The 15,563-nt window shown below is 62.6% G+C and carries 9 protein-coding genes; 3 read left to right on the top strand and 6 right to left on the bottom strand.

Features of this window, described 5'->3' with window-relative positions:
* Positions 1-176: 176 nt before the first annotated feature.
* Positions 177-515, bottom strand: a complete 339-nt coding sequence (locus B071_RS20460) for a M23 family metallopeptidase (protein ID WP_438829573.1) — start codon at positions 513-515, stop codon at positions 177-179.
* A 941-nt stretch (positions 516-1,456) separates the two neighbouring features.
* Here B071_RS20460 and B071_RS18950 point away from each other — a divergent pair.
* Genes B071_RS18950 through B071_RS0104825 form a run of 3 tightly spaced genes read left to right on the top strand, consistent with a single transcriptional unit; the run spans position 1,457 to position 5,683 of the window.
* Positions 1,457-1,936 carry a S26 family signal peptidase gene (locus B071_RS18950; RefSeq protein ID WP_157703031.1) on the top strand — a complete coding sequence of 160 codons (480 nt, stop codon included), beginning with the start codon at positions 1,457-1,459 and terminating at the stop codon, positions 1,934-1,936.
* Positions 1,914-3,806, top strand: coding sequence for a PASTA domain-containing penicillin-binding protein (locus B071_RS0104830; RefSeq protein WP_018525979.1), 1,893 nt, complete (start codon positions 1,914-1,916; stop codon positions 3,804-3,806). The genes B071_RS18950 and B071_RS0104830 overlap by 23 nt, the downstream gene beginning before the upstream one ends.
* Positions 3,803-5,683 (top strand): motility associated factor glycosyltransferase family protein, encoded by a 1,881-nt coding sequence (locus tag B071_RS0104825; protein ID WP_018525978.1) that lies wholly within the window; start codon positions 3,803-3,805, stop codon positions 5,681-5,683. The genes B071_RS0104830 and B071_RS0104825 overlap by 4 nt, the downstream gene beginning before the upstream one ends.
* Before the next feature lie 319 nt (positions 5,684-6,002).
* On the opposite strand, the gene B071_RS0104820 is transcribed toward B071_RS0104825, so the two are convergent.
* The 5 genes from B071_RS0104820 to B071_RS0104780 all read right to left on the bottom strand — a co-directional run bounded on the left by B071_RS0104820 (position 6,003) and on the right by B071_RS0104780 (position 15,552).
* Positions 6,003-7,295, bottom strand: coding sequence for an ATP-binding protein (locus tag B071_RS0104820; RefSeq protein ID WP_438829572.1), 1,293 nt, complete (start codon positions 7,293-7,295; stop codon positions 6,003-6,005).
* A 1,110-nt stretch (positions 7,296-8,405) separates the two neighbouring features.
* Positions 8,406-10,103 (bottom strand): Hsp70 family protein, encoded by a 1,698-nt coding sequence (locus B071_RS15980; protein WP_018525975.1) that lies wholly within the window; start codon positions 10,101-10,103, stop codon positions 8,406-8,408.
* 1,016 nt (positions 10,104-11,119) lie between these two features.
* The gene (locus tag B071_RS0104795) at positions 11,120-13,063 is read right to left on the bottom strand and encodes a FapA family protein (protein ID WP_438829571.1); all 1,944 of its coding nucleotides are present in this window, start codon (positions 13,061-13,063) and stop codon (positions 11,120-11,122) included.
* 30 nt (positions 13,064-13,093) lie between these two features.
* The gene (gene whiG / locus B071_RS0104790) at positions 13,094-13,882 is read right to left on the bottom strand and encodes an RNA polymerase sigma factor WhiG (protein WP_018525971.1); all 789 of its coding nucleotides are present in this window, start codon (positions 13,880-13,882) and stop codon (positions 13,094-13,096) included.
* Positions 13,883-14,712: 830 nt separating this feature from the next.
* The gene (locus tag B071_RS0104780; RefSeq protein WP_245534048.1) at positions 14,713-15,552 is read right to left on the bottom strand and encodes a MinD/ParA family protein; all 840 of its coding nucleotides are present in this window, start codon (positions 15,550-15,552) and stop codon (positions 14,713-14,715) included.
* Between the last annotated feature and the right edge of the window lie 11 nt (positions 15,553-15,563).

Below are 15,563 nucleotides of genomic sequence, written 5' to 3'. Positions count from 1 at the left end.
TAGCGTCACAGCGATCACCGTCTTTCTCATGTCCTGCACCTCTCTTTTCCCNTATCGTTCTTTCGGTTCTTTTTCCGTATGGTTCTCTCAGCGTNGTTCTCCCCACGCTTGTTCCGGATCTCTTTTCTCTCTGGCCCCGCTGCAGGCCCTTCAGTCCCCCAGCGGGGAACCGGGCCTTAGTGCAGGTACCTCAGGGGGTTCACGAAACGCCCGTTATGGATGACGGAGAAGTGGAGGTGGGGCCCGGTGCTGCGCCCGGTGTTCCCCATGGCTCCTATCTGCTGTCCCCGGGACACATTCTGTCCCACCCGAACGGAGTAACTGTCCAGATGGGCGTAGAGTGTCTGGAAGCCGTCGGCATGACGCAGAATGACAAAGCGCCCGTAGTTTCCGATCTGGCTCTCCACGTGCACCACTCTGCCCGAAGCAGCGGCCCGGACGGGAGTCCGCATGGCATTTACGATATCCACCCCGTTATGAAAGCGACGCTGCCCCGTAAAGGGATCGGGCCTCATCCCGAAACCGCTGCTGATCCGCCCCCGCATGGGCCAGGCAAAGAGCTCGCCCAGAATAATTCGGCGCTCCGTCTCATTCAGGCGTGCCCCCGGGACAAACAGAACCTGCCCCTCCTGTAACACCTCGCTACGGAGATCGTTGGCATCGAGAATCGCGTTCACCGACGACCCCTGGCGATCGGCGATCCTGGCCAGGGTATCTCCCCGGCGNACCGTGTAGAGNAGCCCGTCCCGGTCGGGAATCTGGAAGGTTGCTCCCGCCTGGATCCTGCGCACNTCCTCGATCCGGTTGAAACTGATCAGCGTATCCATGGACAGGTTATGGCGGAGCGCGATCTCCCCCAGGGTATCACCCCGCTGCAACCGGTAGGTTTCCACCTGAAGTTGCGAGAACTCGTCGGTATCCACCCCCAGGACCTCTCCGATCACCGAGAAATCGCTCTCTTCGCGACTCAGGGGGGATCGGACGATCACGCCCGAAACCTCGGGCAACGTGATCGAGGGAATGACCCGGGAGAGAATAATCTTGTCCACCGACACCGAGAGGAGGAGCATGTTTACCAGAACCGCGCACAATATCGCCGCTGCGTGGAGGGGGATATCCCGTTCGTCCAGGGTAAGAAACCCCGCCCTCCCCGAAGGAAGGGACGACGCCCAGGCCGGAGGGGACGGCGACCCCGCAGGAGCAGCGATCCCTGCCTGCGGCCCGTCCACCGTGAGAAGTGCCTTCTTGAGGAGACCCGTTGCAGGAAGCCCCCCCGGAGAGATCTTCCGTCTCGGCGACGCTCCCCGCGAGAGCCCGGACCGCCGCAGCTTCAGAACCCGCCGAGCCAGTCCCGAAAGAAACAGGACAGGCCCGAAGCCTCCTCTGCCCCTGCGCCGACGGGGCGGCCGAAACCGGAGAACCGTGGAAGTTCCCGTGAAGGAACTCCCCTCTGGGGATGCACCTCGTCGGGCACGCCGCCTGCGACGTGCAACTTTCTGATGTTCTATCACGTTCGGCATACCATAGCAGTATCGACAAGAAAAAGGGAGCATATTATAGTCAAACCGTGCGAATTATCATCGTCACAGCCCTGCTCGCCACCGCCCTGGCCTGGTCGATCCAGGAGCTTCCGGCGGCGTTTCTCGTTGTATCGGGCAATAGTATGTACCCTTTTGCGAAATCTGGCCAGATCGTTCTGGTAAACAGGTATATTTATCGCTTTTCGGCCCCCGATGCAGGNGATGTTGTGGCCTTTCGCACCCCCGATTCAGGAGAACTTGCAATGAAACGGGTATCCGCCGTGGCTCCCGGCCCGCGCTACCACCTCCTGGGCGACAATTGCCGGGATTCTCTGGACTCCCGGCACTTCGGGTGGGTCTCCCGGGACGAAATCATTGGGAGGGTCGAACCCCTTGGCCGTCGAATTTCACCGTAGCAACCCGAAAAGAGCCCGGGAGAACCGGAACAGCCGGACAAAAATCACAACCCTTGCGGTTATCCTGATCTGGCTCGTTCTGATCGTTCAGTACGGCAACATTATGATCCCCGGAACCCCGGCGGCGGCCCGCAGTTCCGCTCCCCTCTTCGAGCGCGGGCCCATCCTGGATCGCCGGGGCCGCATCCTGGCAATCCAGACCAACCTGGACACCATCACCGCCTGGAGACCCCACGTGCGGGATCTCAACGAGACAGCGCGCATCCTGGGGGATATCCTCGATCAGGATCACCGCCGTATCGCCGAGCGTCTCGTGGCATCACCGGGGTTCGTCACCATCGAGCGCACCATCACCCCCAGCCAGAGCAGGCGGATCAGGGCCGAACTGAAGCAGGGGAACCTCCGGGGAATCCACCTCCAGCCCGACCTGGGCCGAAGCTACCCCGAAGGGGAGACCGCCGCTGCCGTGATCGGCTACTCCGGGGTAGATAACGTGGGTCTCGCGGGGATCGAGTACATGTTCTCGGAGCACCTTCTTCCCCCGGGGCTCGCCGCGGACCAGCAGGGATCGTCCATGGGAAACCAGGTCTTCCTCACCCTGGATCTGGCGATCCAGACAGCCGCCGATGACCTGGGAAAACGTCTTCTGAGCGACCACCAGGCCGATGCGGTCATGATCCTCGTGGCCGAGGCCAAAACGGGAGCGCTCCTGGCCATGTCCAGCCAGCCCTCGTTCAACCCCAACACCTTTCATTCCTATTCCCGGGAAGCCCGAAAAAATCCGGCGATCTCCCGTATCTACGAACCGGGAAGCGTCTTCAAGGTCTATTCCATGGCATCCTTTCTGGAGCTGGGGGGCATCACCCCGGAAAGCCGCTTCGACGCATCCAGAGCCTACAGCACCCGCGACGGAGGGTTCAGGATCACCGACATCGCTTCCTACGGGATGATCGGCCCCCGAGAGGTCATTCAGTATTCCAGCAACGTGGGGGCAGCCTTTGCTTCGGAGGCGGTGGAAGAAGGGCCCTTCTATACCATGCTCTCGGCCTTCGGCTTTGGATCCCCCACCAGGATCGAGCTCAACGGCGAGGAACGGGGGCTCCTGGCTCCTCCTGACCGCTGGTCGGGAAGAACGAAACCGACCCTGGCGATCGGCCAGGAGGTGGGGGTCACGGCGCTTCAGATGGTGACGGCAGCAACTCCCCTGGCGAACGAGGGCATCCTCCTGAGGCCCCGCATCGTGGACCGCATCGTCTCGCCCTCGGGGGAGGTGATCCAGCGCTTCAGCCGGGATCCGATCAGGCAGGTTCTCTCTCCCGCCACGGTGGACCTCATGCTCTCCTACATGGAGAGCGCCACCTCCCCCGGGGGAACGGCGCGGCGAATTCGCCTGGAGGGCGTCTCGGTGGCGGCAAAAACGGGAACGGCCGAGGTCTTCGATCCTCGCCAGGGGGGCTACTCGGACACCCATTTTCTCGCTTCTACCCTGGCGCTGGTACCAGCCCGGGATCCGCAGCTCATCGTGTACCTTGTGATCGACCATCCCCGGGGAGAATACCTGGGAGGCAGAATCGCGGCCCCCGCCGTGGGGGAGCTTCTGAATTTTCTCGCGCCCTACTACGGCATCCCCCGGGAGAACGACACTCCCCTGGACCACTCGGGGCGAATCGTGATCCGTCCGAATCCCCTCCCCGAGGTGCGGGACACCATGCCCGATCTCTCGGGGTTGCCCCTGCGTTCGGTCCTTCCCCTCCTGGGGCGAGACGATCTGGTCGTCACCATCGACGGGAGCGGCTACGTGGTGGGTCAGCGACCTCCTCCCGGGGCTCCCCTTGGGGAGGGAGCAGAGATCACCCTGGAGCTCGAATGACCGGCGAAAACGGAAATAGCAGCAATAACATCAATCGCGACAATAAAACCAGGAGCGACAACACCACGGGCCGAGCCACCGCAGGGACCTCCCGCGAGGGGGACCAGATCCTCCTGGAACCGACCCGCAGCGGAGAGATGACCCTCCGCTGGCAGGGACGGCTCCTGCATAGCTCCGTGGCACCCCGCCGGGAGGCCCGGCGCCTGGCAGAGCGGATACTCCAGGACGCCCCCGATGCCCTGGTTATCCTCGGAATCGGGCTGGGCTACCATCTGGAAGAACTACGCCTTCAGGCACCCTCGCTGCCGGTCGCGCTGGTGGAGCCCTCGCAGGAGCTCCTGGACCTGGCGATCAGCCATACCGGCCAGACCTGGTGGGACCGCTACGGCCCGGATCTGGTGACAACGCCCGATGCGCTGGAGGACATCACCCTCCACCTGAACCGCTGGGGGGCCTACAACCCCGCTCTGGTGGTCCTCCAGGGCGTTGCCCGGCACTGCCCCCGGGAAGAGCAGCACCTGAAGGAGACGCTCCTGCGGTACCGGAAACGCCGCGAGGTAAACCGCAATACCCTGCGCCGCTTTGGCCGACTCTGGGTCCGAAACACCCTGCGGAACCTGGCCTGCTCCGCCGGGGCCGGAGGGACCTGGCCCGGCATCGACGGCCTCGCTGGAATAGCCTCGGGTGTTCCGGCCATCGTCTGCGGCGCGGGCCCCTCCCTCGACACAATACTTTCCGATCTGGCGGTCCTTCAGGAACAGTGCCTGATCATCGCCGTCGATACCGCCCTGAAGGTGCTCCAGCGCGAAGGGATTCACCCCCACTGCGCTGTCGTGGCCGATCCCCAGTACTGGAATACCCGGCACCTGGACAACCTTCCTTCCCGGGAACGGACCCTGGTCGTGGCAGAACCGGCTACGCACCCCCGGGTATTTCGCCTCTGGGACGGCCCGGGTGCTCTGGCGGCGTCGCTCTTCCCGCTGGGAGCCTTCATCGACCACCGCCTGGGGCGAACCCGGAAGCTGGGAGCGGGAGGGTCTGTGGCCACCTCGGCTTGGGATCTGGCCCGGTTCATGGGTGCCCGGGAGATCTACCTGGCAGGGATCGATCTGGGGTTTCCCGGGTCCCGAACTCACTGCAGGGGCTCCTTCTTCGAGGAACGACTCATTCTGAGGGGCTCCCGGCTCGAACCGGCCGAACAGGGTCTCTACCGGTACCTTCACGGGGCCCAGGCTGCACCGGTCCCCGCTGCCCGGGGGGGGACAATCCCCAGCGATGCCCGCATGGAGGTCTACCGCAACTGGTTTTCAGAACAGAACCAGCGTTACCCCGAGATCACTACCCGCCTTCTTACCCCCGAGTCATCGGCCATCGAGGGCACGGGTCTGGCCTGCCCGACGGAACTGGCAGCAGGGCTCTCTCTGACCCTTCCCCCCGAAAAAGCACCGCTCTGGAAAGATCCGGCCCGGGCCTTGCGGACTCTGCCCCCCTCCCGCAACCTGCCCCGCCGGGAGGCTCCCCGGGAGATCCTTCGGAATCTTGAGGAAAGCCTCACCCGCATACACCGGATCGCCCGGGAGGGCGAGGCTCTGTGCAGAACCCTCAAGGGCCTGGAGGAACTCGACCCCGGAGAGCTCGCCCGGCTCGACGAGGTCGATCAGCTTCTTGCCTCCTGCAGCGATCGGGAGCTGGCGGGATTTCTGGCCGCCCGGGGGCTGGAAGAGGCCGCAGCGCGCACCCCCTCGTCGCCCCGGGAAGCGGTAGCCCAGGCAGAAGAGATCTACCAGGCCATCGCCGGGGCCTGTGCCTATCATCAGGACCTTCTGGCCCGCTATAGCCCGAGGGAACACCCCTCATCAGACTCCGCCTCGGGCTGAGCCGGCTCCCGGCTGGCCCGGCGCTCCCGGGCTCCCCCGCTCGCGAAAGTTTCGAAAAAAACCCATCCTTCATGATTTTGGCACTCAAGTCGCCCCGAGGCCCATCCGATACTGAGGGGAGAATCACAAAGCATGATTCCGGGGTGGTGTGTGTTTCCGACGTCCAGACACGCCACCCCTTTTTTTATCGCCTTCTTTTTCTTCCCCGGGGTTTTATCTTCCGATCAGGATACGGTCAAGGACACTCCCGCCGTCATGAGATTCTGCGATGCCCCGGTGAATCTCCCGGACGATCTCTTCCGGGGAACATTCCGGGGATTCAGCCTCTTTCAGGAAAGATCACCGGAATATCCCGGGCATCGATCGAGGGAATCGACACCGTACCGGGTCCGTCAGAAAAGACCAGCACCTCCCGGGGGGCGTAGTCCAGACCACAGGCGAGAAACCTGTCCCGCGAGAGCACACCCGACTCCGCCTCCGGCGCGGCCACAGGAAGGATCAGAACAAGCGGCGGATCGTCCGGACCGGGATCATCCAGAGGAACCAGCTGCTCCCGGTAACGAACAAAACGTCCCCCGGAAGAATCACGCACCACCTCCGACGAGGGGCCCGACGAGTGCAGAGGCACCAGATCTTCCACCAGCGAAGAAGGGACAACAAAGCGAAAATCACCTCGCCCTCCCAGAAGCCCCCGCCAGGGTCGGGAACCCCAGGGAATCGTCAGAGTCACCGTGGTACCCCGGGGCCCTCCCTTCACGGAGACACTTCCCCCCGGACCGCTCTCCAGGGCGTCGCGCACGCGAAGCAATCCGGACTGCCTGGACTGAATTAACTGACTCGACTGAAGGGGCTGCCCGGGAGAATCGGCGTCCTGACCACAGGGCTCCCCTTCCAGTTCCAGACCCCGTCCGTCGTCGGAGACCCTCACCAGGAGATTCCCGCCTTCAAGACTGACGAAAATACGGATCTGGCCCCGGGNCGGTTTTTGCGCCGCCTCGCGCTCCTGGGGCGACTCGATCCCGTGGATCACGGCCTGTGAGAGCAACTCCTCCAGGACATTCTCCAGAAGGGCTCCCGTTTCCAGAGGAACCCTCTCGACACCTCCTCCGAAGGAGACGTCCAGCGGTTTCTCCTGGTCCGAAGCTACCCGATCGAGGGCAGCCCGCACCCGATCGGTAATCTCCACCAGAGAGACCGAGAGGAGCTCTTCCAGAGCGTCCCGAAGATCCCCGGGAAGCCACTCTGCGTCGGGAGATACCGCCCCCTCTGCCTGCTCCCGGGGCCGACAATCAAGAAGAAAGCGCAACCGGTCCAGAAGCGAGGGAGAGAGCGAGAGCGGAAAAACCGGCCCGGTCTGCACCCAGGGTTTCACCCCTTCCCGGGAACCGGAAAACCACTGCGGGGAAACCCGACGAAGCTCGCACTCGATCTGCTCCGCCTGATCGTGGAAGACCTCGTGCAGAACGGCTTCCAGGGGAGGCTCTCCGGCGTGCACCACCAGAGCGGTAACCCGCGCGCGTGCCTCGGTCACAACCCCCTTCAGAACGGAAAAATGGTCCTCCAGAACCTGCACAACTCCCGAAGGAACCAGGTCCGTATCGGTCAGGACCATCCGCACCAGGTAGGGGTCCTGGCCCCGACTGAGCGCCCCATCGAGAAGAAACCGGGCCTGTTCATCGAGGCGACTCACCTCGTGCAGGTCGAGCTGGGCATCCCAATCGATGAGGGAAGCTGTACCAGAGCTGTCGGCCTCGCTACGCCGGGGAAGGTGCACCTCCACAGACTGGATCGTCTCCTGGAGCGCAAAGATTTTCGGGAGAAGCTCCTCGGCCGGGATAGNNACACCCGGGGGCTCCCCGGAAAAGGCACCCGCATCGCGAAGAAAGCGATCGACCTCTTCCAGCGCGTCCAGGACAGCATCCTCCTGAAGAAACCGCGCCTCGTCGATCGCCTGGGCGATCATCCCGGCGAGCCCTCGCCCGTTCTGTCCGTTATCACCCGTGTCACCGGCCTTGTCACCGGCTGTATCGCCAGCTCGCTGATCGGTCCCGGCGAGGAGAAGGCCCTGGAGCTCTTCCAGAACAGGCTCCACCAGCGCTGCGATCGCCCCTTCCTTCCTCATGCCGACCACCGCCCCCGCCCAACCGGAAAACGGGAGGCCGCACTGCGGACCGTCTCGTCGGAATCAGCCCGGGCGCAGGCCAGAAGCCTGGGCAGATCCCTGCCCGAGGAGAGAACGGCCTGGANAAGCACTACCCGCCGCGTGGCCGGGAGCTGGTCGAAGAGGTCCAGAGCATCCTCCTCTACACGAACTCCCGCGCACCGCAGAAANCCCCGGGCAGCCTGCGCAGCCACNTGAGGGTCCCTGTCGGCGATTGCCTGCTGCAAGTAGAGCGCCGCCGTTCGCTTCTCCGAGGCCGCCAGCTCCCGGACCGCCTCCAGACGCCGGGCAGAATCGGCCGATTNCANNACGATCCGTCCCAGGGCAAAAATGCGCTGCGACCCCTCGGGAGNAGANCCCGGGGCGGAGGCGGTACTCCGCTCGTCACCGCAAATTCTCCGGTAGGCCTGAACCACCCGGGCCACCCGGGCNGTTCTCCGCGCCTCGGTGAGGGGCACTCCCCCGGCCGTATCGGGATGAAGTTCCTTTACCAGACGGCGATAGCGCCGACGAACCTCCGCCACGGGAGTATCGGGGGAGATCCCCAATTCACGAAACGCCTCATCTGTCCGCATGCACTCCTCCAGCCTCACCACGCGCCATCGTTCTGGCGACAATCTCGAAGACCAGTGTCTCCAGGGCACGAAGTCCCTCACGGAGCAACTCCTCCCCCGATGCATCGGGATCACCGGGCGCACCCTGCACCAGGGAGACCACCTCGGCCAGTTCCGCCGCCAGCCCTGCCGGNGCAGCGTCGTAGAGACGTCGCGCCCGGCGAAGCAGGCTCTCCCTCCAGGCTCCGGGATCACCCTGAACGGGATCTTTCCTGCCCTGGGGACGCGTCCAGGCCACCATCTCTCGGGACGAACCCGATTGCTGATCGTCGGCCCGGACCGAGACTACCCCGTCGGCGTTTACATCGACGGTTACGGCGATTCGGGGTTCGCCCTGCTGAGCCGCCGAAAGCCCCGAGAGAATGAACTTACCCAACGACCGGTTATGACACGCTTCGGGGCGATCTCCCTGAAGCAGATGGATCTCGGCCTGTTCCTGCCAGTCCGAAACCGTTGTAAACAGGCGAGTCCTTCGGGTGGGAATCGTCTGGTTCTTTCTGACGATCGGCACGCAGCTCCCGTCGGAGAGTTCCAGCGCCANCGTTCCCGTCACCACGTCGTGGAGGGTAAAGGCTCCGGAGCTGCGGGAATCGGCCTGCAGGGCCGCTCCTACAGCCACCACCTCATCGGGGTTTATCCTGGATGCCGCCGCAACTTCGGGGTAGCGGTCGGCGATCTTGCGTCGAATCACGGGAAGACGGCTGCTCCCNCCGGAAAAGACCAGGGTATCGAACCCCTGGGTGTCAAAGGATGCGTCTTTCACGGCACGGTCGAGCATGGCCAGAGCCCGGTCGATCACAGGTGCNGTCAGCTCCTCCAGCTCCTGCCTGGTCAGTTCCAGCGCCACATGAACCAACCCTGCGGGCCCCGTCATGAAAGGAATGGANACGGTGGTTTGCGAGAGCTCGGAGAGCTCGATCTTGGCGCGCTCGGCCATCCCCTCCAGCATGTGAGCGAAGGAACGATCCCTGAGCGGGTCAAACCCCGTCTGGGCCTGGACCTCCCGGGCAAGCCGGTCAAAAACAATGCGGTCGATATCGATNCCGCCCAGCTCCCCGTCTCCCACGGTGGCGATAACCGAGAACTCCCGGCCCTCCCGCTCGAGGCAGGTGATATCCAGCGTTCCTCCGCCGAAATCAAANACCACGATCTTCTCCCGGGGGATATCCCGCGAAGCGTAGGGTAAAGCCGCTGCGGTGGGCTCATTCAGCAGGCGCACCTCCCTGAACCCCGCCAGAAGCCCCGCCTCCACCGTGGCCAGACGCTGGCGNTCGTCGAAATGGGCNGGCACGGTGATCACCCCCTGGAGGGGAGCCTCTTCACCGCTGTACCGGGCGTAGTCATCCCTGAGGGANCTCAGGAGAGCCGCTCCTGCCTCCTCGGGGCTGATCCGCTGTTCCCCCAGAGGCAGGGTCACGCGCTCACCCATGGAACGTTTCACCTGCTGAAGCGTTCGACCGGGAGCGCTCACGATCTGGTTCCNCGCGGCCTCACCGGCGATGAGCGTTCCCCGGCTGTCCAGACCGATCACCGAGGGAGTAAGGGTCTTCCCCCNCCCGTTGGGGACCAGATGGACCTGTCCCCCCTCAAAAAATCCCACCGAGGAATTGGTAGTTCCCAGATCTATTCCCAGACTCAGCGCCATAGACGCTTCTCCCTCAAGGAAATAATCAGCTCCACCTCTCCAATGGCGATCCCCGTTCTGGCAGCGATCAGGTCGCTGGAGAGCCCCTGGTTATANAGTTCNATCACCCGGGCCCGCTGGTCGGGCTCACCCGAATCTGCCCGGATCTCACCCTCGGCGAAAGAATTCCTCTCCCGCAACAATTCGCCCTCCGACGCATCGCCCGAGATATGTTCCGACAGATTCTCCCCAGGCGGGACATCTTCGTAATGCCCTGCACGCCCGGTGGTGATACCCCGCGCGCCAGCCCCNTCCCNTGCAGGGGAGGCCCCGTGCGGAAGGCCGGGGCGGTCCGGACCCCGTTCCGGGATAGCCCGTGCCCCCCCCGGGGAACCCGCCGTGGGCGAAGAAACATCCACCGCTCCCCCCCAGGTCTCTGACGGCGGGCGGGCCTGGAGGTGCTCCAGNANCATCCGGGCGTCGTCGATCTGCCGATCCGCCCGGTCCAGAAGGCCCGAGAGGGTGGAGATCCTGTCCTCCAGCAGGGAAATGTGGTGATCGCTGGTTCGGTCCAGATCGGCCACCAGAGCCTGAACCTCCCGGCTCAGATCTTCCAGTATCCGCTCGGGCCTGACCCTGGCGATTACCACACCCCGGAGCCAGAGGGCAAACCCGNTGAAGAGGATCGTCGTTGTGAGAAGATACATTCCAAAGGTCATAGCTAGCCGGAAAGATCGATATGCTGGCCGAGNTCTGGGTCACGAAAGGTCCGGTCCTCGCCCTCACGGTCTGCTCCGGATTCCTCCTGNTGGTCGTCCTTTTTTTCCAGCGGCGGGCGCCGATTGCCNCTTGTCTCCTGATCGTCCACCGTCTCGGGGCCGGGCGAGACATCGCTGGATTCCCCTACGGTGTGCCCCGAATCCTGGGAGCGGCGGGCGATCTCCTCCCCTGTGACGATCTGGTTCTGGGCCACGGCCTGTTTCAGAGCCGCCTGCTCGCGCCCCACGGTACTCAGCCGTACAAAGAGTGTCTGCAGATCAATGGGTTGTATCGCCATCTGCGCCCCCCTTGCCACGAACGGAGATATCGGCCCGGCTCTCCTCGTACTTTGTCACCTTGACCATCCCCGCCTCGGCGATATAGGTCACCGCCCGGGTTTCGCGCCGCACCGTGAGCTGGGCATCCTTGATCATGATCTTCACACCCGGGAAAACCGTTCCCGAAGCACTGACCCGTCCGGTGGTCTTCAGCTCCTCCAGATAGGCGTGGATCGCGGCGATATCCTTTCCGAGCTTCTGTCGCTGTTTCTGGATCTTTTCCCTGCGGGTCTTCATCTCTCCGTAGTGCTTGATCTTGTCCGGCGTAACAGGCTTCTTTTTCTTGCGCATGCCCTCGATGGTGGACATGTTCAGAGTAAGTTCCTCGAGTTCCTTCGAGAGTTCCTCGTCTTCCGCCTCGAGNTCCAGCAGGCGGGCCCGGCTCTTGGGGTCGTAGCCTACCTCGACCAGGGTCTCCACACCGGCGACGGAGCCCAGCGTCTTGGCATCGACCTCTTCGGCGGCACGAATATGGCCACCCACGATGCTCGCGCGTTTTCCCCGGCAGATGATCCGCTTGTCGGAGTAAACCACGCTATTGATGATACCGTCCGAGACGACCACCATCTCCCCCGTCTCGACGTGGGCGTTCTCGATAAACTTGGACCAGACCGTTCCCCCGGCGGTAACACCACCGCTTCCCTTTCCGGCGACACCCTGATGGACGATCACATCGCCCTCGGCCTCGAGCGTACTCCGGCCGACGCTCCCCATAACCTCGATATCCCCGGCGGCGTTGATGCTGAATCCGTCGTCCACATTCCCCTTGACGATGATCGTCCCCAGGAAGCGGATATTACCCTCTTTCACGTTGACATCGCCGTTCACCACGTAAATGGGCTCCACCGTTACCCGGCCGTTCACAAGTTTTACCATGCCGTTGATACCGGCGATGATCATCTTCCCGTCATCGGAGAGGCGCGTGTTCTCACCGATGGGAGGCTCCACATCCTTTCCATCCTTGGCAGGAATCATGCGGCCCGTGACGGTCTGCCCGGGTTGTCCCGCCTCGGCAGGGACCATACGGGCCAGCACCTGGCCCTCCACCACATTCTCGATACGGTTGAGTTCCTTGAAGTCGACCCGGCCGTCCTTGCTCTCCCGGAGGTGAATTTCGCGGTTATCCGTGCGGAAGTTGAACGATGCGCGGCCATCGGCCCCATTCACGGGCCGTGACCCCTCGGCAACCAGTATGGGCTCGCGGTAGCGCGGCCGCTCCTCCAGGGCTCGAAGAAGATCCTCGTTTATGCCGTGCACCACCCCCTGGTTTTCCAGGGCGCGGAGGATCGTCTCCGCACTGGGGTCAGCCCCACCATCACCGGGCGGGCTCATGGTGATCAGGGCCTTCATCTCCCCCTCGGTGACATCGCAGTTGATGTAGGAATCCTCTACGGGAGTGTAGGTGAAGGTACCCACGGGAATCCACTCTGCATCGGCCCGTTTGACAACCCGCGAAACCAGCGTGGCATCGATCTTCCCGGAGGGGGTACGGCTCTCGATGGCTGCTATGGCCTGGCGTTCAGAGACTGCTTCACCCTTACCCTGGGGCGGAAGAACCTTGAGCATGATTCCCTCGGGGGCCATCCTCACCAGGGCCTCACCATCCACGTCCGAGGGGGCCTCCTCCTCAAAGCCAAAATCCATATCCATGGAACCGGCATCGTCTGCGTCGGCGCCCTCTTCCCTGGCGGGGTAGGCAACGAGAAGGACGGGCTTCTTGCCCATTCCCAGAACACCCCGAGTCCCCCGTTCGAGAATTTCGTACTCGATCTTTTTCAGGGGGAGGCTGAGCTCAACCGAGGCTTCCCGGAGCGCTTCTTCCAGGGTTGCGGCGCTGACGTTGACGTACTTCCGCTCGCTGTCCTCGCGAGCTCGCGTCCGCATATACTCCTGAAGCTGCTCCATGGTTACCATCTACATAATTCCCCGCTTTACATTTGTCAGGCGCCCGCGAAGGCGCAAAATCGCCTTCGTATGCAACTGGGATATGCGGGACTCCGTCACTCCCAGGACAGCTCCGATCTCCTTCAGCGTGAGATCCTCGTAGTAATACAGGACAAGCACCTTCTTCTCTTTATCGGGCAACTCCTGGATCGCCTCAACGATGACCCGCTTGATTTCCATCTTTTCGACCACCGCATCGGGATTTCTGCCCTGGGGGCTCTCGATACTGTCACCGATAGTCATGCGATCGTGGTCATCGCCGGCGTACCAGACATCATTCAGGGATAACACCGTGGTGCCGCTAATCTTCAGCATGATCTTCTCGAACTCTTTGGGAGTGATCCCCAGTTCCCGGGATATCTCCTGGTCCGTAGCGGCGCGTCCCAGCTGGGACTCGAGGCGGCGGATCGTCTCTTCCAGCTCCCGTGTCTTCTGGCGCACCGACCGGGGAACCCAGTCGAGCTGCCGCAACTGATCGAAGATCGCACCCCTCACGCGGGTAACTGCGTAGGTTTTGAACTTGACGTGCTTCCCCGGATCGAATTTGCTGATCGCATCGAAGAGTCCGATCACGCCATAGCTCACCAGGTCGTCGAACTCCACGTTTTGNGGCATCCCCACGGCGAGCTTCCCTGCCACGTACTTCACCAGCGGCAGGTACTGCTTCACCAGGCGGTTGCGGATCGCATCGTCCTTGGTCTTGCGGTACGCTTTCCAGAGATCTTCTTCGGTTTTTTCCGTCAGAACGCGGTCGTTCATTCCCCTCCCCAGTGCCCGCTCACGGGATCGTTTCCTCACTCATCACGAGCTATCATCGTCCGCAACGCCTTTGCGATCTGCGCTGCATCGTGGCCATCACTCCCCCTGGAGGATGATCCTTCACCCCTGGCAGGCGAAGGGCCGTCGGAGAACCCTTCTTCCCCCTGCTCTTCCCCGTCATCGCCGGGGGAGACGAAAGAACCGGCGAAACTGCCGATATCGGGCATCTCGTCGAGATCGGAATTATCGATNCGACTGCTACGGTCGNTCTGATCATCTCCGTCGACACCGTCCCCGGAGGAGCCGGGAAGGNCGTGCTCGCCNGAATCCCCCTGTTCCTCCACCTCTTCCACCAGATCGTCNCCCCCGGAAGGCCGGGTNTCGNCCGCAGAGGNCCCCTCCNTCGCNGANGNATCAGACGAGAAAGCCTCTCTCTCTTCCCGGTCTGTCTCCCCGTCGGAAGAACCGNCTTCATCCTCCACGACGATGTTCAGGGTGCTTCCCGGGGAAGGCGATTCATCGCGTTCCCCCGAGGGGTGTTCCCGCCCTTCCTCGGGGCGGGAACCAGCCGTCGAATCCAGGGGATCCATCAGCTCCGGAAGAAACCGTTCCNCAAAAATCGTTATCCCCAGAGCCCCCGGAGCAAAGACAAGAGCGGCCANCAGGGAACGCACCATCACCGCTCCCAAACCAACCCCTCCCAGGAGGCCNGCGAACAGAGCGACAACCACAGCGACTCCGGCCCCCGCTCCGGCAACCTTGAGATACCGTTCCATCACCTACCCCCAGAGTACGGCAAATCGAAAATTGCCGTCAAGTTGCTCCCGGGGCTACTCCAGACGGCCGAAAAGTTTCTTGAGGAACTGGCCAACTCCCCCTCCTTCNCGATATTCCACCCGTTCGAGCCGACCTGCAATCTGATTTATACAAATCGATGCCTTGCATTTGGGGTCCAGGGCAAGAAAGGGCTTCTGCTTGAGAATCGCCTCCTGCACCGTGGGATCGTCGTAGAGGTACCCCAGGTAATCCACCTTGAGATTCAGAAACTGCCCGGCGATATTGATCACTCGCTCGGCCACCTTTTTCCCCTCCGTCACCGATTTAACCCGATTCACAATCAGCTTGAGCCCCAGATTNAGATTATCAATCTCCGTGGCGATAATCTTGATGATCCCGTAGGCNTCGGTTATCGCCGTAGGCTCCGGAGTCGTCACGATCAGCGCCTCGTCGGCGGCCCCTACAAAGGCCAGCACGTTGTTGCTGACGCCAGCCCCGGCATCGATAATGATAATATCCGCATGGGACAGATGATAGAGTTCCTCGATAAATCCCTGTCGTTCATCTTCGCTNAAATTGGCNATTTTCGCAAATCCCGAAGCCCCTGCCACAATCTGTATTCCGTAGTCGGTATCCATAAGGATATCGCTCATTCGCTTNTGTTTCCGGATTACGTGGTACAGATTGTACTTGGGNATGATCCCCAGAACGACGTTCACGTTGGCGAGACCCAGGTCAGCGTCCATGAGGATCACCTTTTTCCCCAGGGCNGCGTAACTGAGGGCCAGGTTCGTGGAGACGTTGGTCTTTCCCACACCGCCCTTCCCGCTTGCNACGGTGATAATGCGCGTCCGTTTTGTCTCTTCTCCCGTCTGGCTNCCGCGCTGCCGCATGATCGCCCGAA

The organism is Alkalispirochaeta alkalica DSM 8900, assembly GCF_000373545.1.
Lineage (GTDB): Bacteria > Spirochaetota > Spirochaetia > DSM-27196 > Alkalispirochaetaceae > Alkalispirochaeta > Alkalispirochaeta alkalica.
This window is presented reverse-complemented; position numbering and strand designations above follow the sequence as displayed.

Excerpts from the sequence above, each read along its gene's own strand:
- B071_RS20460 (WP_438829573.1), bottom strand. The coding sequence starts at position 515 with ATGAGGCCCGATCCCTTTACGGGGCAGCGTCGCTTTCATAACGGGGTG.
- B071_RS0104825 (WP_018525978.1), top strand. The coding sequence starts at position 3,803 with ATGACCGGCGAAAACGGAAATAGCAGCAATAACATCAATCGCGACAAT.